The 25,321-nt window shown below is 74.3% G+C and carries 23 protein-coding genes; 10 read left to right on the top strand and 13 right to left on the bottom strand.

The features are described from left to right. Positions 1-49: 49 nt before the first annotated feature. Entirely contained in the window at positions 50-1,747 is a 1,698-nt protein-coding gene (locus JOF41_RS11405; RefSeq protein WP_209618444.1) for a M14 family zinc carboxypeptidase, read from the top strand. A gap of 99 nt (positions 1,748-1,846) precedes the next feature. Here JOF41_RS11405 and JOF41_RS11400 read toward each other — a convergent pair whose 3' ends face one another. Then, positions 1,847-2,320 carry a hypothetical protein gene (locus tag JOF41_RS11400; RefSeq protein WP_189223796.1) on the bottom strand — a complete coding sequence of 158 codons (474 nt, stop codon included), beginning with the start codon at positions 2,318-2,320 and terminating at the stop codon, positions 1,847-1,849. A 145-nt stretch (positions 2,321-2,465) separates the two neighbouring features. Further along, positions 2,466-4,349: a serine/threonine-protein kinase gene (locus JOF41_RS11395; RefSeq protein ID WP_209618441.1), complete on the bottom strand. Its 1,884-nt coding sequence runs from the start codon at positions 4,347-4,349 to the stop codon at positions 2,466-2,468. A 166-nt stretch (positions 4,350-4,515) separates the two neighbouring features. Between JOF41_RS11395 and map the strand changes: the two genes are divergently transcribed. Beyond that, positions 4,516-5,280, top strand: coding sequence for a type I methionyl aminopeptidase (map, locus tag JOF41_RS11390; protein ID WP_189223797.1), 765 nt, complete (start codon positions 4,516-4,518; stop codon positions 5,278-5,280). Positions 5,281-5,389: 109 nt separating this feature from the next. Here the strand turns inward: map and JOF41_RS11385 are convergent, their stop codons facing one another. Continuing rightward, entirely contained in the window at positions 5,390-6,355 is a 966-nt protein-coding gene (locus JOF41_RS11385; RefSeq protein ID WP_209618438.1) for a GlxA family transcriptional regulator, read from the bottom strand. Positions 6,356-6,508: 153 nt separating this feature from the next. Between JOF41_RS11385 and JOF41_RS11380 the strand changes: the two genes are divergently transcribed. Together JOF41_RS11380 and JOF41_RS11375 are read left to right on the top strand one after the other, a co-directional pair. Then, positions 6,509-6,973, top strand: a complete 465-nt coding sequence (locus tag JOF41_RS11380) for a DUF2269 family protein (protein ID WP_189223799.1) — start codon at positions 6,509-6,511, stop codon at positions 6,971-6,973. A gap of 2 nt (positions 6,974-6,975) precedes the next feature. Continuing rightward, positions 6,976-7,236 (top strand): DUF3817 domain-containing protein, encoded by a 261-nt coding sequence (locus JOF41_RS11375; RefSeq protein ID WP_229795667.1) that lies wholly within the window; start codon positions 6,976-6,978, stop codon positions 7,234-7,236. Positions 7,237-7,244: 8 nt separating this feature from the next. On the opposite strand, the gene JOF41_RS11370 is transcribed toward JOF41_RS11375, so the two are convergent. The 3 genes from JOF41_RS11370 to JOF41_RS37730 all read right to left on the bottom strand — a co-directional run bounded on the left by JOF41_RS11370 (position 7,245) and on the right by JOF41_RS37730 (position 9,832). Next, on the bottom strand, positions 7,245-8,870 hold the full coding sequence (locus JOF41_RS11370) for an ABC-F family ATP-binding cassette domain-containing protein (protein ID WP_209618436.1): 1,626 nt from the start codon (positions 8,868-8,870) through the stop codon (positions 7,245-7,247). A 451-nt stretch (positions 8,871-9,321) separates the two neighbouring features. Further along, a complete protein-coding gene (locus tag JOF41_RS11365) occupies positions 9,322-9,459 on the bottom strand; it encodes a hypothetical protein (RefSeq protein ID WP_209618433.1) in 138 nt (45 codons plus the stop codon). Between the two features lie 13 nt (positions 9,460-9,472). Beyond that, positions 9,473-9,832, bottom strand: a complete 360-nt coding sequence (locus JOF41_RS37730; RefSeq protein ID WP_209618430.1) for a ClpX C4-type zinc finger protein — start codon at positions 9,830-9,832, stop codon at positions 9,473-9,475. A 119-nt stretch (positions 9,833-9,951) separates the two neighbouring features. On the opposite strand from JOF41_RS37730, the gene JOF41_RS11355 reads away from it, so the two are divergent. Together JOF41_RS11355 and JOF41_RS11350 are read left to right on the top strand one after the other, a co-directional pair. Further along, positions 9,952-10,671: a hypothetical protein gene (locus tag JOF41_RS11355; RefSeq protein ID WP_189223803.1), complete on the top strand. Its 720-nt coding sequence runs from the start codon at positions 9,952-9,954 to the stop codon at positions 10,669-10,671. Further along, positions 10,668-11,042 (top strand): GntR family transcriptional regulator, encoded by a 375-nt coding sequence (locus tag JOF41_RS11350; RefSeq protein WP_209618428.1) that lies wholly within the window; start codon positions 10,668-10,670, stop codon positions 11,040-11,042. The genes JOF41_RS11355 and JOF41_RS11350 overlap by 4 nt, the downstream gene beginning before the upstream one ends. Here the strand turns inward: JOF41_RS11350 and JOF41_RS11345 are convergent, their stop codons facing one another. Further along, on the bottom strand, positions 11,043-11,735 hold the full coding sequence (locus JOF41_RS11345; protein ID WP_209618426.1) for a TetR/AcrR family transcriptional regulator: 693 nt from the start codon (positions 11,733-11,735) through the stop codon (positions 11,043-11,045). 105 nt (positions 11,736-11,840) lie between these two features. Here JOF41_RS11345 and JOF41_RS11340 point away from each other — a divergent pair, with 105 nt between their 5' ends. The 3 genes from JOF41_RS11340 to JOF41_RS11330 are packed head-to-tail and all read left to right on the top strand — an operon-like array spanning position 11,841 to position 15,591. Then, positions 11,841-12,443, top strand: coding sequence for a (2Fe-2S)-binding protein (locus JOF41_RS11340; RefSeq protein WP_189223806.1), 603 nt, complete (start codon positions 11,841-11,843; stop codon positions 12,441-12,443). Beyond that, positions 12,440-13,423, top strand: coding sequence for an FAD binding domain-containing protein (locus JOF41_RS11335; protein WP_189223807.1), 984 nt, complete (start codon positions 12,440-12,442; stop codon positions 13,421-13,423). The genes JOF41_RS11340 and JOF41_RS11335 overlap by 4 nt, the downstream gene beginning before the upstream one ends. Then, positions 13,420-15,591 (top strand): xanthine dehydrogenase family protein molybdopterin-binding subunit, encoded by a 2,172-nt coding sequence (locus tag JOF41_RS11330; RefSeq protein ID WP_209618423.1) that lies wholly within the window; start codon positions 13,420-13,422, stop codon positions 15,589-15,591. Before JOF41_RS11335 ends, JOF41_RS11330 begins: the two co-directional genes overlap by 4 nt. A 176-nt stretch (positions 15,592-15,767) precedes the next feature. Here JOF41_RS11330 and JOF41_RS11320 read toward each other — a convergent pair whose 3' ends face one another. The 3 genes from JOF41_RS11320 to JOF41_RS11310 are packed head-to-tail and all read right to left on the bottom strand — an operon-like array spanning position 15,768 to position 18,315. After that, complete coding sequence (locus JOF41_RS11320) at positions 15,768-16,457, bottom strand: bleomycin resistance protein (RefSeq protein WP_209618420.1); 690 nt, start codon at positions 16,455-16,457, stop codon at positions 15,768-15,770. Next, on the bottom strand, positions 16,457-16,906 hold the full coding sequence (locus JOF41_RS11315) for a MarR family winged helix-turn-helix transcriptional regulator (RefSeq protein ID WP_209618417.1): 450 nt from the start codon (positions 16,904-16,906) through the stop codon (positions 16,457-16,459). The genes JOF41_RS11320 and JOF41_RS11315 overlap by 1 nt, the downstream gene beginning before the upstream one ends. Before the next feature lie 44 nt (positions 16,907-16,950). After that, positions 16,951-18,315, bottom strand: coding sequence for a TrpB-like pyridoxal phosphate-dependent enzyme (locus JOF41_RS11310; RefSeq protein ID WP_189223810.1), 1,365 nt, complete (start codon positions 18,313-18,315; stop codon positions 16,951-16,953). Between the two features lie 159 nt (positions 18,316-18,474). On the opposite strand from JOF41_RS11310, the gene JOF41_RS11305 reads away from it, so the two are divergent. Next, positions 18,475-19,440, top strand: coding sequence for an AraC family transcriptional regulator (locus JOF41_RS11305; protein WP_209618414.1), 966 nt, complete (start codon positions 18,475-18,477; stop codon positions 19,438-19,440). Between the two features lie 15 nt (positions 19,441-19,455). On the opposite strand, the gene JOF41_RS11300 is transcribed toward JOF41_RS11305, so the two are convergent. The 3 genes from JOF41_RS11300 to JOF41_RS11290 all read right to left on the bottom strand — a co-directional run bounded on the left by JOF41_RS11300 (position 19,456) and on the right by JOF41_RS11290 (position 25,121). Then, positions 19,456-20,871, bottom strand: a complete 1,416-nt coding sequence (locus JOF41_RS11300; RefSeq protein WP_189223812.1) for an AAA family ATPase — start codon at positions 20,869-20,871, stop codon at positions 19,456-19,458. A gap of 75 nt (positions 20,872-20,946) precedes the next feature. Then, on the bottom strand, positions 20,947-22,317 hold the full coding sequence (locus tag JOF41_RS11295; protein WP_209618411.1) for an XRE family transcriptional regulator: 1,371 nt from the start codon (positions 22,315-22,317) through the stop codon (positions 20,947-20,949). Between the two features lie 89 nt (positions 22,318-22,406). After that, positions 22,407-25,121: an AfsR/SARP family transcriptional regulator gene (locus tag JOF41_RS11290; RefSeq protein WP_189223814.1), complete on the bottom strand. Its 2,715-nt coding sequence runs from the start codon at positions 25,119-25,121 to the stop codon at positions 22,407-22,409. Positions 25,122-25,321: the final 200 nt, after the last annotated feature.

Here is a 25,321-nt window from a genome sequence, read left to right as displayed (position 1 = left end):
CCCTGGAAAAGTCGTCAGTGTTGGTCCTCCCCCGACTGAGGAAGCACGGATGACACGCAAACGACACCGGGCGCTCGTCCTGTTCAGCGCCTTGGCACTGCTGCCCGCCGCCGTCCCGGCCACGGCGACGCCGGACGAGAGCTCGGTCCTGTACGAGGTGCACGCCCCGCTCGGCAGCGAGCAGGCCCTGTTCGAGCAGGGCTTCGACGTGATGGAGCACCGCGACGGCGACAGCCTGTTCGTGCTGGGCGACGCCGGCACCCGGACCGCGCTCGAACGGGCGGGCTTCAAGGCCACCGTGGACCAGGTGCTGCCCGAGCCGCCGCAGGCCGCCCAAGCCGCCGCGGACACCTTCTACGGTGGCTACCACACCGTCAACGCCCACTACCAGCACCTGGACCAGGTCGCCCGCGAGCACCCGGACCTGGCGACCGTGGTCGACTACGGCGACTCGTGGCTGAAGACCCAGAACCGGGGCGGTCACGACCTGCGCGCCATCTGCATCACCGCCAAGCGGCCCGGTGACTGCGCGCTGTCCCCCGACGCGCCCAAGCCCCGCTTCTTCGTCATGGGCCAACTGCACGCCCGCGAGCTGACCACCGGCGAGACCGCCTGGCGCTGGATCGACCACCTCGTCCAGGGGCACGGCACCGACCCCGAGGTCACCGCGCTGCTCGAGAGCACCGAGTTCTGGGTGGTCCCCGTCGCCAACCCCGACGGCGTCGACTACGTCGAGGTGGGCGGTGACGCGCCGCACTCCCACCGCAAGAACGGCAGGGACGAGGGTTCCCGGTGCGAAGCCAGGTCCGACAGCCACTACGGGGTCGACCTCAACCGCAACACCAGTTCGAACTGGGAATCGGCCCAGAACATCTCGTACTACGAGTGCAGGCAGACCTACCGGGGCACCGCCCCGGACTCGGAGCCGGAGACCAGGGCGCTGCAGGGGCTGTGGCGGTCGCTGTACCCCGACCGCCGCGCACCGGAGCGGACCCAGGCCGCGCCCACCGACACCGCGGGCATGGTGCTGTCGCTGCACAGCTACGGCAACCTCGTGCTGTTCCCGTGGACCGGCGGGGTGATCGAGCAGCGGGCGGGCAACGACGCGGCGCTGCGGCAGCACGCCCAGGAGCTGGCCGAGATGGCCGGTGCGGACTGGCAGTACGGGCAGTCCGGCCAGGTGCTCTACTCCGCCTCGGGCACCACCGACGACTGGGTCTACGACGACCTCGGCGTGGCCTCCTACGTGTGGGAGATGGGCGGACAGCCCGACCAGGAGTGCGGCGGCTTCTTCCCCGCCTACTCCTGCCAGGAGACCTTCTTCTGGCCCAAGGCGCTGCCCATGCTGCTGCACTCGGCGCACAAGGCCGCCGCGCCCTACGCGCCGGTCCCCGAGCCGTCCACCGAGTGCGTCACGCGGGTCGACACCGACACCCCCCTGCCCGGCGGCACCGTGGTCACCCTGCCCGTCGAGGTCTCCGGCTGCGAGGACAACGCCCGGTCGACCTCGCGCGTCGACGTGACCCTCAAGAACCTGTCGATCTCCTACCTGCGCATGGACCTGATCGCGCCGGACGGCACGACCTACCGCCTGGAGACCCAGCGGCAGAGCACCGGGACCGACGACAGCGCCTCCTACACCGTCGACCTGTCCCGCGAGACCCGCGAAGGCACGTGGCAGCTGCGCGTGAACAGCCTCATCTGGCTGGCCAAGGGCGACGTGGACAGCTGGAGCCTGACGCTGTAGCCGGGAGCCGCCCGGCGCACGAGCACCCGCGCCGGGCAGTCCTCCCCAGGGCCCCGATGGGCGATCCCCCGGCCCATCGGGGCCCGCCGAGGCGAGTGGTCAGGCGCCGCGGACGATCGTGCAGGGCAGCGGCGCGATCGTGCTGGTCGGGCGCGGGCTCGGCAGGGTGAGCCGGGCCGTGACGCGGTTGTTGGCCTCGTCGGTCTCGGCGAACTCGTCGTCGGGGTCGACGACGATGGTGATCACGTGGAAGCGGCCGAAGTCGCCTGCCCGGAGCGTGAACTGGGCGGCGGTGTACCCCGATCCGCCCCAGCCGGACCTGAACTCGGTGAACAGGCCCGTGTCGCTGGTTCCCCGCACCTCGACCAGGCGCGGCGGAACGGTTCCGCTGGTCCTGATCCGGAACAGGACGTTGAGCAGGTCACCGCCGCCGAGGGCGCCGTTGGGAACGTACTGGCAGCCGCCACCCGCCGGGTCGGCGTCGTAGTCGCCGGGGGCGGCCACAGCCGCCGGTGCGGCGCAGACCGACACCAGCGCCACCAGGGGCAGGACTTCGAGGATTTTCCGGAACATCGCGATCCACACCTTTCGCCATCGTGGTCAGAACGGAACGCGACACCGTTCTAACCCGCGCTCGCGACCGCGGACCCGAATTTGAACAACCGGGGGCGTTCGGGATTGTTCAGCGCACTGTTCAGCACGTGGTTCAGCACGCGGTTCAGCGCAGGGTGGCCGCGAGGAGCGCCACGTTCCCGCCGCCGATGTCCTCGACCAGGACCAGCTCCACCGCGAGCCGCTGACCGTCGCGACCTGCCCGGTAGCGGAAGGAGCAGGTCGCGAAGCGGCCCGTGTTGAAGGTGCCGAACGTGTTCAGCGTGTCGTCCTCCACCGCGTCGGCGCTGCCGTCGCTCAGCGATCCGGCGCACTTCGCCTTCCCCTGGTAAACGGCGAGGTAGACGGTCAGCTCGCGCTCCGCGCGATCGGCCGGTGCGGTCAGCCGGAAACCGTTCCCGCGCATTCCCGCGTACTCCAGCGATTTCACGTCCGACGCGATTGGGGTGGGTTCGCCGTCACGCCAGGAGAAATCCGTCGCGGCGTCCCGGTGGCGCAACCGGAACGGCGCGGTGTTGCCGATGGGCGTGTAGTCGCCGATGTGGTTCGCCCCGCGTTTCCGGTTGACGCAGTGCAGGTTGTAGTGGCACTCCCGGTCGACGTAGTCACCGACGTACTCCTCGGTGCGGCCCTCGTCGGAGTCGAGGTGGCCCCAGTGCACCCAGTCGAGGACGCCCAGGGCGGTCAGGTCGACGTGCGCGGGCACCGTGTCGCGGTGCAGTCGCAAGGCGCCGTCCCCGCCGGTGCCCACGCTGGTGCCGACGAGGAACGCCGCCACCAGCGCGACGGCGGCGGCGACCGCCGTGACGACCGCCCTCCGCCGCCCGGCCCGCGGCTCGGCGCTGGCCGCTGCCTCGGCGCGCTCGGTGACTTCCGCGGCCAGCGCGGGCGGCAACCACCCGGAGGGGGCGTCGTCGCCGCGGCAGTGCCCGATGACCTGTGCGGGCGGTGGACGCCGGGCCGGGTCCTTGTCCAGGCACGCCTCGACGACCTCGCGCAGCCGCGACGGCAGGCCCTCCAGCGCGGGCGGCTCGTGGACCAGGCGGTAGAGCACCGACTCGGCGGGGCCGTCGCCGAACGGCGGGCGGCCGGTGGCGGCGTAGGCCAGCACGCCGCCGAGGGCGAACACGTCCGCCTCGGGGCCCGCGGGCAGACCGCGGACCTGCTCGGGCGCGATGAATCCCGGAGTGCCGACGCCCGTACCGGTGCGGGTCAGCTGGGTGCGGTCGAGCGCGCGGGCGATGCCGAAGTCGATGATCCGCGGTCCCCCTTCGGCCAGCAGCACGTTGGCGGGTTTGAGGTCGCGGTGCACCAGGCCCGCGGCGAAGATCGCTTCGAGGGCTTCGGCCATCCCGGCCGCCAGCGGCAGGAGGCTGTCCACGGGCAGCGGGCCGTGCTCCGCCACGGCCGCGCGGAGCGTGGGACCGGGGATGTAGGCGGTGGCCAGCCACGGCCGCGTCGCGTCGGGGTCGGCGTCCACCAGCGCGGCCACGTACAGCCCGTGCACCCGCCGCGCCGCTTCCACCTCGCGAGCGAACCGGCGGCGGAACAGCGGGTCGTCGGCCAGCTCGGGGTGGATGACCTTGACCGCGACGGGACGCCCGGCCGGTGTGCGGCCGAGGTAGACCCGGCCCGCCGCGCCCGCGCCCAGCCTGCCCTCCAGCCGGAAGGGACCGACCTTCGCCGGGTCGCCCTCGGCCAGCGGGTCGCTGCGGCGCACTCCCGCCAGCCGCGACTTCACCCGCAGCCAGCGCTGCTCCCACTCCCGCTCGTCGCCGCCGCACGCCCGCACGTAGGCCAGCGTGGTCGCCAGACCGGGCAGCTTCTTGCCGCCCGCCGCCTCGGACAGCGCTCCCGCGGACACGAACGCCTTCCGGGCCAGGTCCCGGTACGACGGTTCCCCCGCGCGGTAGCGCAGTTCCCGCAACCCGTGCGCGAACGCCTGAAGCGGCCCCGCGTCCGGATCGAGCCTGCTCTCCCGCCTCGCCATCCGCACACTGTCCACCGCACCCCTGGCGCGGGCCCGGCAACGAGGACCGCACCACTCGAATGGTTCACCCGGCAGCCGCAGGCGTGCGGTGCTCCTGAAGGGCGGGGTGCCGCAGGAGGGCCACCGCGATTCGGTATTATTATACCGATCAAGTGGAGGAGAAGTCGTGATCGAGTTGAAGTCACCCGCGGAGATCGAGCGGATGCACGTCACCGGGCAGTTCGTCGCCCACGTCCTGTCCGAGCTCAGCGATCTCGCGGACGTCGGGGTGAACCTGCTCGACCTGGAGCACCACGCCCGCCGCATGATCCGGGAGCGCGGGGCCGAGTCCTGCTACTGGGACTACGCCCCCGAGTTCGGCAACGGGCCGTTCCGCAACGTCATCTGCCTGTCGGTCAACGACGCGGTGCTGCACGGACTGCCCCACGACTACGTGCTGCGCGACGGCGACCTGCTCAGCATGGACATCGCGGTGGCCATCGACGGCTGGGTGGCGGACTCGGCGGTGAGCATCGTCGTGGGCACCCCGGCCGAGGAGGACCTGCACCTGATCCGGACCACCGAGGACGCGCTGCGGGCGGCCGTCGAGGCGGCCCAGCCGGGCAACCGGCTGGGTGACATCTCCGCGGCGATCGGGGCGGTCGCGCACGAGCGCGGCTACCGGGTCAACACCGAGTTCGGCGGGCACGGGCTGGGCCGGACCATGCACGAGCCGCCGCACGTGCCCAACAAGGGGCCCGCCGGACGCGGCCTGACGCTGCGGCCGGGACTGACCCTGGCCATCGAGCCCTGGCTGGCCCGCTCCACCGACCGGATCGTCTTCGACCCGGACGGCTGGACCATCCGGTCCGCCGACGGCTCGCGCACGGCACACTCCGAGCACACGGTGGCGATCACCGAGGACGGCCCCCTGGTGCTCACCCGCCGCTGACCCGCGCCCAGGCGCGAACCGAGCGTTCGGGTCGCCGGGTGGTGGTCAGCGGCCCCCTGCGGGGCTGCGGGTAGTACTTGCCGACGGGCATGGGGCAAGGGGAGGGGGGTCAGGCGCTGCGCGCATCGCGCTCGCGGCCGCGGAAGGCGGCGCGGTAGGCGCCCGGACTGGTGCCGACGACCCGCTTGAACCGGTCGCGGAAAGCGGTGGGCGAGCCGAAGCCCACCCGGCTCGCGATCCGGTCCACCGGCTGGCTGGTGGCCTCCAGCAGGTGCTGCGCCCGGCGGATGCGGGTGCGCAGCAGCCACTGCAGCGGCGTGGTGCCGGTCTGCTCGCGGAAGCGGCGGTTGAGGGTGCGGGTGCTCATGCCCGCGCGCGCGGCGATGTCCTCCAGCACGAGGTCCTCCGCGCAGTTGTCCTCCATCCAGCGCAGCACCGGCTCCAGCGCCGAGCCGCGCGGCGTGGGCGGCTGGTCGTGGACGACGAACTGCGCCTGCCCGCCCTCCCGCTCCAGGGGCATGACCGACAGGCGCGCGGCGTCCGCGGCGACCGCGGAGCCGTGGTCGCCGCGGATCAGGTGCAGGCACAGGTCCAGCCCCGCCGCGGCGCCCGCCGAGGTGAGGAACTGGCCGTTGTCGACGTAGAGCACGTCCGGGTCCACCTCCACCGCGGGGTAGCGCTGGGCGAACGCGGCCGCGGCCAGCCAGTGGGTGGTGGCGCGCAGGCCGTCGAGCAGGCCGGTGGCGGCCAGGACGAACGCGCCCGAGCAGATCGAGGCGATGCGGGTGCCTCGCGCCGCGGCCTGGCGCAGCGCGTCGACGACCTCGTCCGGAACCGGGGCGGTGACGTCGGAGCAGCCGGGCAGGATGATCGTGTCCGCGTCGGCCAGCGCCTCCAGACCCCACCGCGCCTGCAGCACGAACTGGCCCGCGTCGACGGTGCGGGTGGCGGCGCAGACCCGCAGGCGGTAGGCGGGGCGGCCGTCGGGCAACCTGGCGCGCGTGAACACCTCGATGGGGGTGGACAGGTCGAAGGGGATGACCCCGTCCAGGGCCAGGACCGCCACGGTGTGCATGGCTACACGGTAGGGGTGCGCCTGATTCCGGCCAAGGGCAGTGAGCGGGTTCTGGCTTTCTGCCACCCTGGTGGGGGCACTGGCGAGAATCAAGCGAAACATGGCAGTTCTGCCAATACCTGTGGGGTCTCGACGTGGCTAGCCTCCCGGTCCGTGACGAAGTTCCTGCTCTCGGTGCACGTGCTGGCCGCCATCCTCGCCATCGGACCGGTCGCGGTGGCGGCCAGCATGTTCCCCGCCCACGCCCGCCGCGTCCTGGCCTCCGACGGGTCGCGCGACCTGACCTCACTGCGCGTGCTGCACCGCATCTGCCGGGTCTACGCCGTGCTCGGCATCGTCGTCCCGGTGTTCGGGTTCGCCACCGCCAGCAGCCTGGGCGTGCTGGGCGACGCCTGGCTGATCGTGTCGATCGGGCTGACCGCCATCGCCGCGGGCGTGCTGGCGCTGCTGGTGCTGCCGCGCCAGGAAGCGGTGCTGGCCGACCTCGACGCCGCGGACGCCGAGCCCGACCCGCGGACACCCGCGCGGCTGGCCATGCACACCGGGGTGTTCAACCTGCTGTGGGCCGTGGTGACCGTGCTGATGATCGTCCGCCCCGGCTCCACGACGGGGGTGTGACGGTGAAGTCGCTGCGGATCGCGGCGGCCGTGGAACTGGCGTCCCTGGTCGTCCTGCTGGCCAACCTCGCCACGGTGCACTGGCCACCGCTGTCCTCCCTGATCGGACCGACGCACGGGTGCGCGTACCTGTTCGTCGTCCTCGCCACCCTGCGCCACAGCGGCGCGACGACGCCGATCAAGCTCACCGCGCTGGCCCCCGGCATCGGCGGGCTGCTAGTCCTGCGCCAACTCACCCGGCGGCAACTGTCCACAGCGGACTGACCCCGGTGTCACAGCGGGCGCAACGACAACCGCGGCCACTCACGCGTGTCGCGCAGGAGCCTGCGGTCGTGCGTGGTGAGCACGACCGCCGCCGCGGTGCCCGCCAGCGCCTCGGTCAGCTCGTCCACCAGTGCGGCGGACAGGTGGTTGGTCGGCTCGTCGAGCAGCAGCAGGTGCGGTCGGGCGGCGAGCACCAGCGCCAGGTCCAGCCGCCGCTGCGCGCCGACCGACAGCTCGGCGACCGGCCGCTCCACGTCGTGCCGGTCGAGCAGCCCCAGCTCGGGCAGCGTCACCGCCTCCGCCTCCGGGAGATCCCCGGAGGCCACCAGCCGGGCGATCGCGGTGTCGTAGACCTCGCGCGCGACCCGCAGGGACGGCGGCGGGGACTCCTGCCGCAACCACCCGACGCGCGCCCCGCGCGCCACCGCGACCTCCCCCGCGCTCGGCGCGACCTCCCCGGCCACGACGGCCAGCAGCGTGGACTTGCCCGCCCCGTTGGGGCCGGCGACCACCAGCCTGCCAGCGGTCCCCAGCACCACCCCGCACGGCCGCAGTCGGCCGGTCACGGCCACCCCGTCGGCCCGCAGGAGCCAGTCGCCCGCGTGCGCGGGCAGCACCGGCGGCGTGAACCGCAGCGGTGGCTCCGGCACCGACACCTCGTGCGCGTCGAGCTGGTCCTGGCGGCGGTGCACCGCCCGGACCAGCGCGGGCGCGCGGGTGGCGCGGGTGTGCTTGCCGTGCCCCTTGCCCGGCCGCCACGAGTCCTGGAGGCGGTCGCGCGCCGCGGCCAAGTCGTCGGCCAGGCGTTGGCGTTCGGCGACCTGCTCCAGGTGCAGCGCTTCCCAGCGGGCGCGTTCGGCCCGACGCGCGGCGAGGTGGCCCGCGTAGCCGCCGCCGTGCAGGCGGGGACGGCCGTCGTGCGTGGGATCGAGGTCGAGCACGGTCGTGGCCACGTCGGCCAGCAGCGCGCGGTCGTGGCTGACCAGCACCACCACGCCGGGGTGGCGCAGCAGGCGTTCGGTGAGGTGGTCCAGTCCACCCGAGTCCAGGTGGTTGGTCGGCTCGTCCAGCAGGAGCAGGTCGTGCCCCGCGCCGAGCAGGCACGCCAGCCGCACCCGGTGGCGCTGCCCGACCGACAGCGACCCCAGCGGGCGGGACCGGTCGGCCACCGCGCCCAGCGCGGCCAGGGACACCTCGACCCGCCGGTCGGCGTCCCAGGCGTCCAGGCGCTCCGCCACCGCCAGCGCCTCGGCGTAGGCGCTCTCGGCGCCGGGTCCGCCCCCGGCCAGCGCTTCGGCGGCGATGTCGAGTTCGCGCAGCGCCGCGCGCACCGCGGTGAGTTCGAGGTCGACCAGGTGGCCGACGGTGTGCTCGTCGCCCAGCGGCAACCGCTGGTCGGCGAAGCCGAGGCCGCCCACCCGGCGGACCCGCCCCCGGTCGGCGGGCAGGTGGCCCGCGAGGACCCGGAGCAGGGTGGTCTTGCCGCGGCCGTTCTCGCCGACGACGGCGAGCCGGTCCCCCGCGGACGCGGTGAGGTCGACCCCGGCGAGCACGGGGCGCCCGCCGAAGGAGAGGTGGACGTCGCTCGCGCTCAAGTGGGCAGCGCGCGCGGGAGCGATCGGGGAAAGGGACATGGGAAGTCCTCGGGACGTGATGAGCGGGGACGGCGAACCCGGCGCACGGCGGAGCGGCGCCGAAGGGGTTGTCGTCCTCAGAGGTAGAACAGCTGCTGCATCACGCGCCCAGGCTAACCGGCGGGGCGGGCGGACGCGATCGATTAACCGCCGCGACACCGCCGTCGGTCCTTCGAGGTCCCACCCCTCGCGGCGACCCCGCGGACAGCCCCGGCACCGCGCCGAGGTGGCGCATCGCCGCCACGGCTGTCGCGTCGGGCACCGGGATCACCAGGTCCACCACCGAGGCGTCGAACGCGGGCTCCCCCCTCGGCCTGCCGATCCCCTCGATCCGCGGCGGTCCGGCTCGGCACCACTGCGGTGAAGGACAGCCCCAGCAGCCGCGCGAAGTGCGCCTCGGCGACGGCCATGTTGCCGCTGGCCGCGTCGACCAGCGGGATGCCCTCGCCGATCAGGCCTCGCGACAGGGCGTCGAGGAGCGGCGCAGCGGGGTGGCCGCCTCGGCTGCCCGGTCCGCCTCCAGCAGTGCGATCACCTCGCGGACCCACAGGTCCACGTCTCCCGGTCCGGTCGCGATGATCGCGCCCATGGCAGCGCTCGGCTCAGGACCGGGCGAAGCGCTCCCAGGCCGATTGCCGGGTCGTGCCCAGCGCCTCACCGATCCGGGTCCACGTCACGCCGCGCCCGCGCAGCTCGGCGACCCGCTCGCGCAGCCCGTTCTCGACCCGCTCGGCGGTGGCGGCGATGCGCGGCAGGTGGTCCAGCAGCTCGTCGTCGGTCATGCCCGCCCACTCCGGCACGGTCGCCGCGTCGCCCGAGCCCAGGTCCTCGGCCAGCGCCTGGTCGCACAGCGCCACGCAACCGTCGCAGATGTACACGCCCGGTCCGGCGATGATCCGCCGCACCTCCGCGGCCCGCTTGCCGCAGAAGGAGCACCCCAGCGGGGACACCGCGTTCGCCATCGCACCCACCCCCAGCTTGTCAGGGTTTTCCTGACACATCGGGAACGGTACCGGGTGCGGCATCACCCGACAAGCACTTGCCGAAGCTTGTACCGTGGACTTGGTACAAGCTTCGGGAGGTGGCTGTGCGCCCGGACAACCTGCTGCTCCCCGGCTTCGCGCTGGGTCTGTTCGGCCTGGCCTTGCTGGTCGCGCTGTGGCCGGGCCCGCGTCAGGGGACACGCCTGCTGCGTCGGTGGGGTGTTGCCCGACCGGACGAGCCGGATGTCGCCGAAGCCGTGCGGTACCTGCGCCGACGACGCTTCTGGTACCCGTGGCTGTTCATGTTCCTGCCCCCGGTCGCCGACGCCGCCCGGCTCACCGAGAGCAGCTCCACCGGGACGTGGACGATCGTGGTCACCGTCCTGCTGGGCAGCCTCCTGGCGGAAGTGCTGGCACAGCGCCCGAGCGGGCGGGGGCGGCGCACCGCGGTGCTGGCCGAGCGGCGCGTGACCGACTTCGCGCCCCGGTGGGCAGTGGCGCTGTACTGGTTGGCCGCGGCGGGCGGCGTGGCGCAGCTGGCCTGGACGGGACAGTGGGTGCGGTTGGCGACGCTGGCCGGGGTCGTCCTCGTCACGTGGTCGACGGTGCTGCTGGCGGTGCGCAGACCCCCCTCTGGCAGCGCCGAGGTGGACAACGCGCTGCGCACCCGCAGCGCACGCGTGTCCACCGGGTTGGGCATCGCGGCGTCGGCTGTGCTGGCCGCACCGAACACCGGGTGGATCACGTGGCTGGCGGGCGCGATCGCCTGCGTCTGGATCGCCAATCCCGGCCCCACCACGAGGGCCGTCTCCGCGTGACACCGCCGAGGATCACCGTCGACCCGGACAGCGGGCTGGCGCCGTGGCGGCAGGTGCACGACCAGATCACCCGCGCGATCACCGCGGGCGCCCTGTCCCCCGGCACCCGGCTGCCACCCATCCGCCAACTGGCCCGTGACCTCGGGCTCGCCCCCGGCACCGTCGCGCGGGTGTACCGGCTGCTGGAGTCCGAGGGGCGGGTGACCACGGCGGGGACCAGGGGCACGGTCGTCTCCGACGCGGTGGTCCCGGCGGACCGCGGCGTCCTGCTGCGGGAGGCGGCCGACCGGTTCGCCCGCGCGGCCCGTGACCTGGGGGCGAGCGACGAGGAGGCGTTGGCCGCGGTGCGCGCCGCTTGGCCGACCTGCTGATCAGCCCAGCTTCCGCAGCAGCTCCAGGAAGATCCCCAGCTCGCCCGGTGTCAGCGGGACCTCGCCATGGCGGGCCGCCAGCGTGGCCAGCAACGTGCGCGCCTGTTCGCCCAGCGGGTCACCCGCGGCGGGCTCCTGGGTGGTGACCGCGGCGAACACCGCGTCGCGCGTGCGATCCGACAGCCCCTCGTTGCCCGGCGCCCCCGGATCGGAGATCAACAGCGAGGTCGTGCCGACGGCGGCGGCGTGGATGGTCCGCGCGGCCTGCTCCGGCAGCACGCGCAGGCGCCCCTGCTCCGCCAGTCGCGCCAGGATCGCCTGCAGGATCTCGTCGCCCTCCTTGGCCGCGGGGTGCCGCGTGGTGCGGCCGGCGCCGAACATCAGACCGTAGAACGCCGGGTGGGCGAGGCCGAACTCCACGTGGTTCTGCCAGCCGCGCCGCAGGTCCTCCATCGGGTCCTCGGACGGCCCGTGGCTGCGCTTGTTCGCCAGGTAGCGGTCGAACCCCTCGGTCGCCACCGCCTCGAACAGCCCCTTCTTGTCACCGAAGTGGTGGTAGACGGTCGGCGCGGTGACCTCCGCGGCCTGGCACACGTCGCGGATGGAGACCACCTCGGCCCCCAGGCGTTCCAACAGCTCGGCGGTGACGTCGAGGATCAGCTGCCGCGTCGACCTGCGGTTCGTGGAGCTCATGTAACAAGGCTATAAGACGGACCTTGCACTCACTACAGTGACGTTATATACATGAATCGTTAAGCCAGCGGGTCTAACAACGTTACAGTCGAATCGGAGCGACCGGTGACTGACGATCCCCACCCCACCCGGCGGGCCCACAAGCGCCGGACCGTGCTCAAGGGCAGCGCCGTGGCGGCAGGAGCCGCGGCGGTGCCACCACTGGCCGCGACCGCCTCGGCCGAGGCCGCGATTGCCTCCACTGTGGACATCACGCTGTCGGTCAACGGCCGGGACCACGACATCTCCCTGGAGCCGCGGGTCACCCTGCTCGACGCCCTGCGCGACCGGCTCGGGCTGACCGGCGCCAAGAAGGGCTGCGACCGCGGCGAGTGCGGCGCGTGCACGGTGCTGGTCGACGGTGAGCGCATCAAGTCCTGCACGACCCTCGCGGTGATGCGGCAGGGCAGCCGGATCACCACCGTGGAAGGCTTGGCCGACGGCGACCGGCTGCACCCGGTCCAGCAAGCCTTCATCCGCCACGACGCCTTCCAGTGCGGCGGCTGCACCTCCGGGCAGATCATGTCCGCGGTGGCCTGCATCCAGGAGGGGCACGCGGGTTCCGAAGCCGAGATCCGCGACTGGATGAGCGGCAACCTGTGCCGCTGCGCCTGCTACCAGAACATCGTCGCCGCGGTCGGCGACGCGGCGCGGGAGATGCGCCGATGAGGGCCTTCGGCTACACCGTCGCGAAGGACCCCGCCGACGCGGTCCGGCTGGTCACCACCACGCCGGGAGCCACCTTCATCGCGGGCGGGACCGACCTGCTCAACCTGATGAAGGACGGCGCCCAGGCGCACGACCACCTGGTGGACCTCAACCGGCTGGACATGGCCGAGGTGCGGGCGCAGGGCGCGGGCGTGCGCATCGGCGCGCTGGCCAGGATGCGGCACGTCGCCGAGCACCGCCGGGTCCGCGAGGGCTTCCCCGTGCTGGCGCAGGCGCTGCTGGCCTCGGCGTCGCCGCAGCTGCGCAACATGGCCGCGATCGGCGGGAACCTGCTGCAGCGCACCCGGTGCGGCTACTTCCGCGACAGCGGTTCGGCGTGCAACAAGCGGGAGCCCGGCAGCGGGTGCCCGGCGCTGGAGGGCTACAGCCGGGGCCACGCCATCCTCGGCGGCAGCGACCACTGCATCGCCACCCACCCCTCCGACCTCGCCGTGGCGCTGCTGGCCCTGGACGCCTCCGTGCACGTGCTCGGCCCGGACGGCGCGCGGCGCATCCCGATCGCCGACTTCCACCTGCTGCCGGGCAGCACCCCGGAGCGGGAGAACGCGCTGCGCCGGGGCGAGCTGATCACGCACGTCGAGGTGCCGGACAGCCACGCCGCCGCGCACTCGCGCTACCTGAAGCTGCGCGACCGGGCCACCTTCGAGTTCGCGGTGGTGTCCGTGGCGGCGGCGCTGGAGCTGCGCGGCGGCGTGGTGCGCGACGTGCGGTTGGCCTTCGGCGGCGTCGCCACCAAGCCGTGGCGCTCCGCCGAGGCCGAAGCGGCCCTGCGCGGCAAACCGCTGACCGCCGCCAACGTGGCCGAGGCGGGTCGGGCGCTGGTGCGCGGAGCCGCTCCCCGGCCCGACAACGCGTTCAAGGTGGAACTGGTCCAGCGCGCCATGGCCGGCGTGCTCGCCGAGCTGGGAGGCCCGCGATGAGCGAACTGGTCGGACGCGCCGTGGACCGGGTCGACGGCCGCGCCAAGGTCACCGGCGGGGCGCGCTACGCCGCGGACAACCCCGTCCCCGGCGCGCTGCAGGGGTTCCTGGTCGGCAGCACCATCGCCCGTGGGGAGATCACCGGGATCGACACGAGCGCGGCGCGGGCGCACCCCGGCGTGGTCGCCGTCTACACCCACCGCGACATGCCGCGGCTGACGGCGCCGCCGTTCCCCTACCTCAAGGGCTTCATCCCCCTGCAGGACACCAGGATCCACCACAGCGGGCAGCCGGTGGCCCTGGTGCTGGCCGAGACGGTGGAGCAGGCGCACGAGGCCGCCGCCCTGGTCGAGGTCAGCTACCGCGCCGAACAGCCGAAGGCGGTGATCGAAGATGCGCTCGACGAGGTCTACCTGCCCGCGCCGTTCCGCGACCGGCCCAACGAGATCGTGCGCGGCGCGGGCGAAGCCGCGCTGGCCGGGGCGGAGGTGCGCTTCGAGGCCGACTACTCCAGCCCCACCCACCACCACAACCCGATCGAACCACATGCCACCACGGCTGTCTGGGAGGGCGACCGGCTGACGCTGCACGAGACCGCCCAGGGCGTCAACCTCACCAGGGGCACGGTGGCCGCCGCCCTGGGGCTGCCGCCGCAGAACGTGCGGGTGATCTCCCCGTACCTGGGCGGCGGCTTCGGCGCGAAGGGCCCGCTGTGGCCGCACACCATCCTCACCGCGGCGGCCGCCCGGCTGGTGGGCAGGCCGGTGAAGCTGGTGCTCAGCCGGGCGCAGATGTTCACCTCCAACGGCCACCGCGCGCAGTTCCGCCAGAACCTGCGGCTGGGCGCGACCAGGCGCGGCGTGCTGACCGCGATCGTGGACACCAGCACCGCGCAGCTGTCCCGCACCGACGAGGCGATCTTCAACAGGAGCGACTCCGTCCACCTCCTCTACGCCTGCCCCAACGTCCACATCAGACATCGGGGTGTGCGGTTGGACGTGGCCACCTCCAGCTACATGCGCTCCCCCGAGACGACGGCGCACTTCGGCCTGGAGACCGCGCTGGACGAGCTGAGCTACGAACTCGGCCTGGACCCGCTGGAGCTGCGGCTGCGCAACTACACCGAGGTCAACCCGGAGACCGGGCAGCGCTACACCGGCAAGCACCTCGACGCCTGCTACCGGATGGCCGCGGAGGCGTTCGGCTGGGCACGCCGCAACCCCAGGCCGGGCAGCACCAAGGACGGCGAGGAGTACGTCGGCTGGGGCATGGCCACCGAGACCCACTCGCACGGCGCCATGCCCGCCACCGCGGCGGTGAGCGTCGACGCGGAGGGGCGGGTGCTGCTGCGCATCGCCACCCAGGACATCGGCACCGGCACCTACACCGTGATCAGCCAGGTCGCCGCGGACGCGCTCGGGATGCCGCTGGACCGCATCACCGCGCGGATCGGCGACACCGCGCTGCCCGAGGCGGGCCTTTCGGCGGCCTCGGCGACGGTCGCCAGCGTCACCGGCCCGGTGCACCGCGCGGCCACCGCGGTCCGCGACGCCGTGGTGGCCAAGGCCGTGGCGGACCGCCGCTCACCGCTGTTCGGCCTGTCCCCGGAGCGGGTCGTCACCGAGCACGGCCACCTGTTCGCCGCGGACGACCGCCGCCGCCGGGACAGCTACCGGGACGTGGTCGCGCGCGGCGGGCAACCCGTCGAGGCCACCGGCAGCGTGCCGAACACACCGGGCCACAGCTTCGGCGCGGTGTTCCTGGAGGTCCGCGTGCACGCCCGGTACGGCTCGGTGCGCGTGACCAGGGTGGTGACCGCGCACGACCTGGGCCGGGTGCTCAACCGCCGCACCGCGCGGGGGCAGGTGATCGGCGGGGTGAACTGGGGCATCGGGTACGCGCTGATGGAGCACACGGTGCTGGACCGCCGGACGGCGCGGGTGGTCAACCCCTCCCTGTCGTCCTACCTGGTGCCGGTGTGCGCGGACGCGCCGAGCGTGGAGACGCTGTTCGTGGACCGGCCGGACCCCGGCAGCACGGCGCTGGGGGCCAAGGGGTTCGGCGAGACCCCGATCACCGGTGTCCCGGCCGCCATCGGCAACGCCGTCTTCCACGCCACCGGCCGCCGCGTCCGCGATCTGCCCATCACCCAGGACAAGCTGCTCTGACGCCGCGGTTGTGCGCTTGACGACCGCCCCTGCGGGATCACCCGCGGGGGCGGCGCGGCGCGTGGTCGAGGAGGGTCTCGGCGGCCGCGCGGGCGTGGCGGCCGTAGTCGGGGTCGTTGAGGACCATCGCGCGGCTCACGGCGCCGTCGGCGAGGGTGACCGGGTCGCGCGTGGCTTCAGGGCTGGAGCTCGGCGACAGCGGCCAGGGTGGCGGCCAGGCGGGCGCGGTCGGCGGAGGTGAGCGGGATCGCGCGCAGCTCGGCGAGCACGGCCGTCGCGCGGGCCGGGTCCTCCAGGGTGAGGGCCAGTTCGGCGCGGTAGGCCAGTGCCTCCACCCGCTCCACCGCGCTCGCGTCGGCGACCCGCCGCAGGGCTCCGTCGAGGATCTTGGCGGCCTGCGCCGGGTCACCGCGGCTGTCGGCCAGCACGACGGCGTTCTCCAGCGCCTCGGCCAGCTTCCCGATCGCGGGAGGGGTGCCGGTCCCCGCCACCGGGAAGATCCGTATCCAGTTCCCGCCGGGGTCGACCACGCTGAAGCCGGACAGGCCGCCCACGTTCTTGCGTGGTCGCGGGCGGGTCATCCTCGGGATGCCCGACAGCGGAACGCGACCGTAGGCCGCGCGCAGCCCTTCGGCGAAAGCGCGGTGCAGCGCCGCGGTGTCGGGCACCTGCACGACGCAACTGCCGTAGGACTGCGCCGGGTCGAAGCCGGGCATCCCGAAGAAGTGCAGCTCCACGTCCTCGCGACGCATCGCGAGGTACGGGTTGGGCTTGGTCTGCCGGTAGGTGCGGGTGAACCCCAGCGCCGAGTAGAACTCCAGCACCTCGTCGATCGAGGCGCAGGGCAGCAGCGGGATGACGGCCATCAGCGCTCCAGCAGGTCGGCGAGGTCGCGCAGGGTGCCGCACGCCGCGCGCAGGTCGTCCAGCGGGACGCGGTCGGCGGTCTCGTTGGCCCACGCCGCTTGCGCGCGCTCGACCCGCCGCAGCGCGGAACGGCCGCGCGGGGTCAGCGCCAGCAGCCGGGCGCGGCGGTCGGCGGGGTTGTCCCGGAACTCCGCCATGCCCTCGCGGACCAGGCCCACCGCCGTCTGCCGCACGGCCTGCCGGGTCAGCCCCATGGTCCGGGCCACCGCGGCCACCGTGCACGGCCCGTGGTCGACCACGCCGAGCACCTGCCAGCGCGCGCTGGTCAGGCCGGCGGGCGCGGCCAGCCGGTCCCCCGCGGCCAACAGCAGACCGTTGACCCGGAAGACCTCGACCAGCAGCTCGGTGAACTCCGCTCCACGAGCGGTCAGCGCGACCACGTGGCGCATACTGCCCGCTTTGACAGGTACTTGTCAAAGCGGGCCGACTCCGATCAGCCGCGTCCGGGGCGGGGCAGCGCGGCCAGCGCGGCCGCCACGCCCGCCCGGTCGTAGGGCGCGTCGTGCAGCGCGCCGGACAGGTGCGCCTCGTAGGCCGACAGGTCGAAGTGGCCGAAGCCGGACAGCCCGAACAGGATCGTCTCCGCGCGACCTTCCTCCTTGCAGCGCAACGCCTCCCGGATGGCGGCCTCGACGGCGTGGGCGGACTCCGGGGCGGGCACCAGGCCCTCGGCGCGGGCGAACGCCACGCCCGCGGCGAAGCAGGCGGACTGCTCCAGCGCGACCGCCTCCACCAGCCCCGCCTCCACCGCGGCGCTGACCAGCGGTGCCATCCCGTGGTAGCGCAGGCCGCCCGCGTGCAGCGGTGGCGGCACGTAGGAGTGCCCCAGGGTGTGCATCCGCAGCAGCGGGGTCAGCCCGGCGGCGTCGCCGAAGTCCAGCGCCAGCCTGCCCCTGCTCAGGGTCGGGCACGCCGCGGGCTCGGCCGCGACCACGCGCACCCTCGGCCCGCCCGCGAACCCGGCGCCCAGGAACGGGAAAGCCAGCCCGCCCAGGTTGCTGCCGCCGCCCGCGCACCCGACCACCACGTCCGGGTAGTCGTCGGCCAGCGCCATCTGCGCGATGGCCTCCTGCCCGATCACCGTCTGGTGCAGCAGCACGTGGTTGAGCACGCTGCCCGGCGCGTAGTTGGTCAGCGGGTCGGCCATCGCCAGCTCCACCGCCTCGGAGACCGCGATGCCCAGGCTGCCCGCGCAGTCGGGGTCTTCGGCCAGCACCCGCCTGCCCGCCTCGGTCTCCTCGCTGGGGCTGGCCACGCACCGCCCGCCGTAGGTCTGCATCAGCAGCCTGCGGTGGGGCTTCTGGTGGTAGCTGACCTTGACCATGTAGACCTGCACCTGCAGGTCGAACAGCGCGCCCGCGAACGACAGCGACGAGCCCCACTGGCCCGCGCCGGTCTCGGTGGCCAGCCGCCGCGCCCCCGCCTCCTTGTTGTAGTGAGCCTGCGCGACGGCGGTGTTCGGCTTGTGGCTGCCGACCGGACTGACGCCCTCGTACTTGTAGTAGAGGCGGGCCGGGGTGTCCAGGGAGCGCTCCAGCCCGCGCGCCCGGAACAGCGGCGAGGGCCGCCACAGCGCGTACAGCCGCCGCACCGGTTCGGGGATCTCCACCTCGCGCTCACCGGTCAGCTCCTGCTCGGCCAGCGCGCGGGGCATGATCGGCACCAGGTCCTCGACGGTCACCGGCCGCCCGGTGCCGGGGTGCAGGTGCGACGGCGCGTCCGCCAGGTCGGCGCGCAGGTTGTACCAGGTGGTGGGGATGTCGTCCTCGGCGAGCAGGTACTTGGTGCGCTCGGTCATTCAGCCCTCCGGTGGTGGGTCGGACGCGCTACGCAGCGTCACAAGCGGTGCCCCGTTCCGGCTAGCCCGGTGAACGCACGGGTGGGCGGGCGTTGTCCGGAATGCGAAAGCGGTGCTGCCCGGTAGCTTGTGATCCACGCGCCACAGGTGGGGGGTGCCATGACCAGCACGCGGGCCGTGTCGGACTTCGAGACCACCGATCCCGAGGCCGGGCACGCCTTCCTCACCACCGCGTACGGGACGGGGATGCGCATCCGCTGGCGCAGCCGCGCGGGCTGGCGGTTGCGCCACCAGCGCGTGGACGCCGGGGCGTTCCGCCTGGAGTCGACGTCCCAGTCGACGCACCTGGTCCTCACCGTGGACCCGCAGCGCGCCCACGTCGTCTGCCGGAGCACCACCTCGCGGCTGGTCCGCCGCTGCGGCGCGGACGAGGGCAGGCACGGACCAGGGGAGGTGTTCCTGGCCAACCGCGCCGGGTCGCCGCACACCGCGCGGTGGCTGCCCGGCGGCCTGGAGGTGTGCGTGCTGGACCCGGACCTGCTGGCCGGGGTGGCCGCCACCGCTCCGGCACGCCACCCGGCGCCCCTGCGCTTCACGCGCTTCGAACCGGTCACCCCGGCCGGTGCGCGGTTGTGGTCCTCCGCCCGGCGCTACGTGGCCGGGCTGCTGGCCGACCCGGCCACGGCGGTCCAACCCCTGCTCGTGGCCAACGCCGCCCACCTGCTGGCCACGGTCACCCTGGCCGTCTTCCCCAACACCGCGCTCACCGACCCCACGGCCCAGGAGCGGCGGGACGCCACTCCCACTGCGTTGCGCCGCGCGGTGGCGTTCATCGAGGACAACGCCGCGCGGGACATCGACGTGGCCGCCATCGCCGCGGCGGCCAACGTCGGCATCCGGGCGGTGCAGCTGGCGTTCCGCAGGCACCTGGGCACCACGCCGACGGCCTACCTGAGGCGCGTGCGGCTCGACCTGGCGCACCGCGAGCTGCTGAGCACCGATCCGCGCGACGGCACGGTGTCCGCCATCGCCGCGCGGTGGGGGTTCGCCAGCCACAGCCGGTTCACCGCGCACTACCGCGCGGCGTACGGGGTGCCGCCCAGCCGCACCCTGGCCCTCAGGTGAGCCGACGCGCCCCGCTCAGCCCAGCTTGCCGCCGAGCAGGGCGCCGGTCAGCGACCGCCGCTCGTCGGTCATCGACCGCGTCAGCTCGAGCAGCTCGTCACCCACCACCGGCGTCCCGTCGCCACCCGCGCGCACCGCCTCCAGCACGGCCCGGCGCAGCAGCTCCTTGATGAACGACGCCGTCACGCCCTCGGTCGCCTCCACCACCGGGGCCAGGTCGGCGCGCAGGTCGACGCCGCGGCCGTAGAGCCGCAGCAGCCGCAGCCTGCCGTCGGCATCCGGGCGCGGCACCTCCACCGCCAGGTCCACCCGGCCCGGTCGGTCGGCCAACGCGCCCTCCAGCTCGTCGGCCCGGTTGGTGGTGAGCACGAAGGTCACGTCCGCGTCGGCGCCCACCCCGTCCATCGCGTCGAGCAGGGCGAACAGCAGGGGGTTGCCGCCGTGGGACCGCGCGCGGTCCATGGCTACCAGGTCGACGTCCTCGACCACCAGCATCGACGGCTGCAACCGCCGGGCCAGCGCCACGGCCTGGTTGATCAGCCGCATGGCGGGGCCGGTCAGCAGGATCACCGCGCACCCCGGCAGCCTGCTCATCAGGTACCGCACGGTGTGCGTCTTGCCGGTTCCGGGCGGACCGTGCAGCAGCAGGCCCCGCTTGAGGTGCTGCCCTGCCGCCCGCAGCCGCTCCGCGTGCTCGGCGACGCCCACCACGTGGTGCTCGATCGACTCCAGCACGCCCTCCGGCAGCACCACGTCGTCCGGCCCCAGCACGGGGCGCGGCAGGAAGGTGAGCAGCTCGTTGCCCCGGTGCTCGCTCACCCCGAAGGCCAGCACCTGGCCGCGGAACGCGTCGTGCAGGCGCATCAGCCGCTCGATCTCGGTGCCGACCGCGCGAGCGGTGGCCCGGTCCGCGGCGATGACCTCCAGCCTGCACGCGGGCGCCCCGTACTCGTTGTAGCCCTGCACACCGACCAGCACCGGTGTGCCGTCCGGCGCGCGGGTGGGCGCCATCCCGAGCTGGACCACCTCGACGCTCTCGTCCGGTCCGACCGCCGCGGTGGCGTAGTCGGCCGCGCCCAGGCCGTGCGTCCGCTGGTAGCGGGCGGCGACGATCATGCCCACCAGGTCCTCGCGACCGCGCTGCTGGCCGCTGAGCCCGAACCACTCCGCCTCGGGCGTGTGGGCGGCGAGGTAGGCGTTCACCCCGCGTTGCAGGTTGACGTGCTCCCAGACCTCGAACTTGCTGACCACCGACAGCACCTCGGTGATATCGCAGCCCAGGTGCCCGCACACCTTGGCGACCAGCGGCGCGGCGACGCCGTCCTGGTCGACGATGGCAGCGGCCTGTTCCACCAACCCGCGCAGGCTCGCGGCCAGCGCCCTGGCATCCGCCGCGGTGAGTCCCGCGGCGCCTTCCCCCGATTCAGTCATCCGGCCCATCCTCGCGCACCCTGCGGCACGCCGTCCGCAATACGGCGAAGGACGCCGGGAGCGGTGAGCCCAGCGCTACGAGGAACGCCTCGGCCGACCCGCGCCCACGCACTCCGGGCGCACCGCGCGGCCGTGCGCGCGTCGCCGCGCCTCGCTCACCTGGTCGGTCCGCTCCTCCTCCGCGACCAGCTGCTGGGCGAAGACCCGCAGCAGGTCGTGCATCGCGTAGCGGTCGCCTTCGGCGGCTTCCAGCAGGCAGGCGTCCACCAGCTCCTCCAGCGCGTCCGCCGCCGACCCGGTGTCCACGCCCGCCAGCGCGGCGGCCAGCTCGACGTCCACGTTCCGGGTGGGCGCGAGGCCGAGCCCGCGGAACACCAGCGCGGCGTCGGGGTCGAGCCGCCGGTAGGAGGACGCGAACTGCTCGGCCAACCGCAGATCGCCCGCGGTCAGCGCGGTCAGCCTGCGGCGGGGGTCGCGCAGCCGGTCCGCCAGGTGCGCGATCGACCAGCGCGGCCTGCTGACCAGGCGGTTGCCCGCGATGCGCACGGCCAGCGGCAGGTGGCCGCACAGCCGCACCACCTCGACGGCCGCCTCGGGTTCGGCGGCAACCCGCTCGCCGCCCGCGATCGACCGCAGCAGCTCCAGCGCGGCATCCTCGGGCAGTGCGCCCAACCCGATCCGGGTGACCCGCTCCAGCCCGGCCAGCGTCCGCCTGCTGGTGAGCAGCACCAGGCGACCGGCCCCGGCCGCCAGCACCGGGCGGACCTGCGCCTCGTCGGCCACGTCGTCCAGCACCAGCAGCAGCCGCCTGCCGCGCAACGCCGAGCGGACCAGGTCGACCCGGTCCTCCGGGTGCGCGGGCAGCTCCGCGCCCAGCACCCGCAGCACCCGGTCCAGCACCTCGTTCGGCGAGGTCGGGCGCTCGGTGGAGCCTGCCATGTCGACCAGCAGCCCGCCGTCGGGGAACCGGGTCTGGACCAGGTGCCCGGCCTGGACCGCGGTGCTGGTCTTGCCCGCGCCGGGCGGACCGTGCAGCACGGCCGTGTCGGCGGCGGTGCGGCCCAGCCCGGTCAGCACCGCCAGCTCCGCCTCGCGGCCCGCGAAGTCGGCGGTCGGCATCGGCAGGGACGGGGCCACGCCCCCCGCTCGCGGCCTGCTCCTGGCCGCCACCCGGCCCTCCCTGGTCGCGCGCAGGAACTCCGCGCGCTCGTCGCCGCGCAGGCCCAGCGCGCTGGCCAGCGCCTCCCCCGTGCGCCGCTGCGGCCAGCGCGCCCGACCGCCCTCCACGTCGCTGATCGCCCGGACGCTGACCCCGGACAGCTCGCTGAGCTGCTCCTGGGTCAGCCCGGCCCGCCTGCGGTAGGTGCTCAGCAGCGACCCCAGAGCGGGTCCGGGGGTGTCGGCGCGCGCCACGTCCATCCACACCAAGGCGTTCTCCCTCGCCATCCGGTACGAGTGGCCCGCGCGAACCCCCAGCGCCGCGCGGTCGGGCCCGACGCTAGGCAACCGAAGTGCGTGATTTGTGAACGACGCCTTCACCGCAGGTGGGCCAGCTTGGCCCGCAACCCCTCCACGCGCGGCAGCTCCAGCTCCTCGAACGTCACCAGCGCCGCCCGCCACCGCTCGGCGGCCCGTTCGGGCCTGCCCGCCGCCGCCTCGGCGTCGCCCAGCCGCTCCCCCGTGTCGGCCGCGGCGTAGCGCACGCCCAGCCGCAGGTACGCCTGGAGGGCCAGCTCGTAGCTGTGCACCGCCTCCTCCACCCGGCCCAGGTGGAACAGCGCGTGCCCGATGCTGTCGCGCAGATCGGCCAGACCGTACTCGTCACCGGTCCCCGTCATCAGCGCCAAGCCCTCCTGGCAGTGCTCCAACGCCTCGTCGTAGCGGCCGAGCAGGCTCAGGCACCAGCCCACGGCGTTGAGCGCGCGGGCGGTGCGCACCACGTCGGACCCCGAGCGCTGCGCCGCCAGCGTCTTGCGGGCGTGGGCCAGGGCGTGGTCGTAGTCGCCGGTGGACTCGTAGAGCCAGCTGGTGAACCGGTGCACGTCGGCCAGCAGCCGCTGCTCGGCGACCCCGTCGAGCACGGTCAGCGCCAGCTCGCCGTGCTCGCACGCCACCTCGACCCGACCCAGGTCGGCCTCGGCCCTGGCCAGACCGACCAGCCCGTGGCCCTCGCCGAGCCGGTCGCCCGCGCGGCGGGCCGCCTCGATGGCCACCTCGCTGGCCACCACCAGGTCGTGCCAGTGCCCGGCCCGGTCCAGGTGGTGCGCCAGCGCCCAGCCCAGCCGCCACGCGATGCCGTCCTCGCCCCGCTCGAACGCCAGCGCCTGGGCGGCCAGCAGCACCACCCGCTCGGCGGCCAGCCAGCCCACCGCGCGGTCGGCGTCGGCGAAGGCGGTCGGCCGCGCGGTCGGCGGGGGCGGGTCCAGCGGGATGGGCACCCGGTCCGGGGACATCGCCATGGCCGCCGCGACGGCGGTGTGCAGGTAGTGCCCGAGCACGCCGGTGATCGCGGCGTCGCGCTCGCCGGGGGTGTCGTGGGTGTGGGTCAGCTCGGTGGCGTAGACGCGCAGCAAGTCGTGCAGGGCGTAGCGGCCGGGGGTGTGCTCGTCGAGCAGGTGGACGCCGGTCAGCTCGGTCAGCAGCCGCCGGGCGCGGGCCGGGGACGCACCCAGCAGCGCGGCGGCCGCGGCGACGCCGATGTCAGCGCCGGGGGCCAGCGGCAGCAGCCGGAACAGCCGGGCCGCGTCGGTGCTGAGCGCGTCGTAGGACCAGGAGAACACCGCGCGCACGTCCAGCGTGACGTCCCCCGCCGACAGCGCGTCCAAGCCCTCGCGGGCGTCGGCCAGGTCCTCCGCCAGCGCGGCGAGGGCGAAGGTGGGCCGGGTGGCGGCGCGGGCGGCGACCACCGCCAGCGCCAGCGGCAGCCGGGCGCACGCCGCGATGATCGTGTCCACCGCGGCCTCCTCGGCCTCGACCCGCCGCGCACCCAGCCGCCGGGCCAGCAGCTGCCGGGCCGAGGCGGGGTCGAGCACGTCCAGCCGGACCGGACGGGCGTTGTGCGTGGCCACCAGACCCGCCAGGTCGTCGCGGCTGGTCACCACGGCCAGGCAGCCCGCGCCGGGCAGCAGCGGCCGCACCTGTTCGGCGTCGCGCGCGTTGTCCAGCAGCACCAGCACCCGGCGACCGTCGAGCAGGCTGCGCAGCAGCGCCGAGCGCCCCTGCTCGCCCTCGGGCACGTCCCCCGGCCGCACGCCCAGGGCGTGCAGGAACTCGCGCAGCTGCACGGCGGGCTTCACCGCGGGCTCGCCGGGGTGGTAGCCCCGCAGGTTGGCGTAGAGCAGGCCGTCGGGGAAGCGGTCCGCGACCCGGTGCGCCAAGCGCACCGCGAAGGTGGTCTTGCCGACGCCCGCCATCCCGGTGACGGCGATCAGCCGCTCGCCGTCGGCGATGGCCCGTTCCACCGCCTCCGACTGCTCCCGCCTGCCCACGAAGGCGTCGAGCGGGCGGGGCAGCTGGGCGGGCCGCACCGAGAGCGGGGCCGGTCCCAGCACGCTCCGGTGCGCCGCCCGCAGCACCTCCCCCGGATCGAGCCCCAGTTCCTCGGCCAGCCGGGCGCGCAGCGCCTCGTAGACCTCGATCGCCTCGGCCTGCGCCCCGGAGGCGGCCAGCGCCAGCATCAGGTCCGCGTGCAACGCCTCGTCCAGCGGGTGCTCGCGCGCGGCCGACCGCAGCGCGGGCAGCACGACCTGCGCCTCGCCGAGGTCCGCTGCCAGCGCGGCGGCCCGCCGCGCCGCGACCACCCGCTCGTGCTCGACGGCCACGAACTGCGGGCCCGAGCGGACTTCCCCGGTGATCCCCGCGGCCACCGGCCCCTGCCACAGCTCCAGCGCCTCGACCAGCAGCGCGAGCGCTTCGCGCGGCTCCCGCCCGCCCGCTCGGCGCACCAGTTCGCGAAACCGCAGCAGGTCCAGGCTGTCCGCGTCGACCACGGGCTGGTAGCCGCCCGCCACCGGCAGCAGCCAACGCCCCGTGGCGCGGCGCGGCAGGTCCGGCTCGATCAGCCTGCGCAGCGCGCCGACGTAGCGGTGCACCACGTTGGCCGCGCTGGTGGGCGGGTCGACCGGCCACAGCGCGTCGACGAGGTGGGACAGCGGCACCGGCCTGCCCCCGCCCGTCAGCAGGAGGGCGAGCACCGCCTGCTGCTGCGGCGGTCCCAGGGCCAGCTCCGCCCCGTCCGCCCAGCCCCGCAAGGGTCCGAGGACCGACCAGCGAACACCTCTCCGGATCAGGGCATCTCCCCATCAGCGCGTGCTCGGCCCGGCACGGCGGCGGGCTTGGCGTCTTGCTGCGGCAGGACTCGCACTCTACTGATACAGCGCGTCGCCGGTGAGGACCACGGGCGCGGAAGGGGAACGTGATCGGTTCCGCCCGGTCGGCCCCCCGGCGCGCG

It is taken from the genome of Saccharothrix coeruleofusca, assembly GCF_017876325.1.
In the GTDB taxonomy this organism is placed as follows: domain Bacteria; phylum Actinomycetota; class Actinomycetes; order Mycobacteriales; family Pseudonocardiaceae; genus Actinosynnema; species Actinosynnema coeruleofuscum.
Note: the sequence above shows the minus strand (reverse complement) of the source record. Positions and strands in the feature narration are given on the sequence as shown.

What these genes read in the sequence shown, in the direction of transcription:
- JOF41_RS11405 (WP_209618444.1), top strand. Translation starts at nt 50, where the DNA reads ATGACACGCAAACGACACCGGGCGCTCGTCCTGTTCAGCGCCTTGGCA.
- JOF41_RS11400 (WP_189223796.1), bottom strand. Translation starts at nt 2,320, where the DNA reads ATGTTCCGGAAAATCCTCGAAGTCCTGCCCCTGGTGGCGCTGGTGTCG.
- JOF41_RS11395 (WP_209618441.1), bottom strand. Translation starts at nt 4,349, where the DNA reads ATGGCGAGGCGGGAGAGCAGGCTCGATCCGGACGCGGGGCCGCTTCAG.
- JOF41_RS11385 (WP_209618438.1), bottom strand. Translation starts at nt 6,355, where the DNA reads ATGCACACCGTGGCGGTCCTGGCCCTGGACGGGGTCATCCCCTTCGAC.
- JOF41_RS11370 (WP_209618436.1), bottom strand. Translation starts at nt 8,870, where the DNA reads ATGTCCCTTTCCCCGATCGCTCCCGCGCGCGCTGCCCACTTGAGCGCG.
- JOF41_RS11365 (WP_209618433.1), bottom strand. Translation starts at nt 9,459, where the DNA reads ATGGGCGCGATCATCGCGACCGGACCGGGAGACGTGGACCTGTGGGTC.
- JOF41_RS37730 (WP_209618430.1), bottom strand. Translation starts at nt 9,832, where the DNA reads ATGGCGAACGCGGTGTCCCCGCTGGGGTGCTCCTTCTGCGGCAAGCGG.
- JOF41_RS11345 (WP_209618426.1), bottom strand. Translation starts at nt 11,735, where the DNA reads ATGAGCTCCACGAACCGCAGGTCGACGCGGCAGCTGATCCTCGACGTC.
- JOF41_RS11335 (WP_189223807.1), top strand. Translation starts at nt 12,440, where the DNA reads ATGAGGGCCTTCGGCTACACCGTCGCGAAGGACCCCGCCGACGCGGTC.
- JOF41_RS11330 (WP_209618423.1), top strand. Translation starts at nt 13,420, where the DNA reads ATGAGCGAACTGGTCGGACGCGCCGTGGACCGGGTCGACGGCCGCGCC.
- JOF41_RS11320 (WP_209618420.1), bottom strand. Translation starts at nt 16,457, where the DNA reads ATGGCCGTCATCCCGCTGCTGCCCTGCGCCTCGATCGACGAGGTGCTG.
- JOF41_RS11315 (WP_209618417.1), bottom strand. Translation starts at nt 16,906, where the DNA reads ATGCGCCACGTGGTCGCGCTGACCGCTCGTGGAGCGGAGTTCACCGAG.
- JOF41_RS11310 (WP_189223810.1), bottom strand. Translation starts at nt 18,315, where the DNA reads ATGACCGAGCGCACCAAGTACCTGCTCGCCGAGGACGACATCCCCACC.
- JOF41_RS11305 (WP_209618414.1), top strand. Translation starts at nt 18,475, where the DNA reads ATGACCAGCACGCGGGCCGTGTCGGACTTCGAGACCACCGATCCCGAG.
- JOF41_RS11300 (WP_189223812.1), bottom strand. Translation starts at nt 20,871, where the DNA reads ATGACTGAATCGGGGGAAGGCGCCGCGGGACTCACCGCGGCGGATGCC.
- JOF41_RS11295 (WP_209618411.1), bottom strand. Translation starts at nt 22,317, where the DNA reads ATGGCGAGGGAGAACGCCTTGGTGTGGATGGACGTGGCGCGCGCCGAC.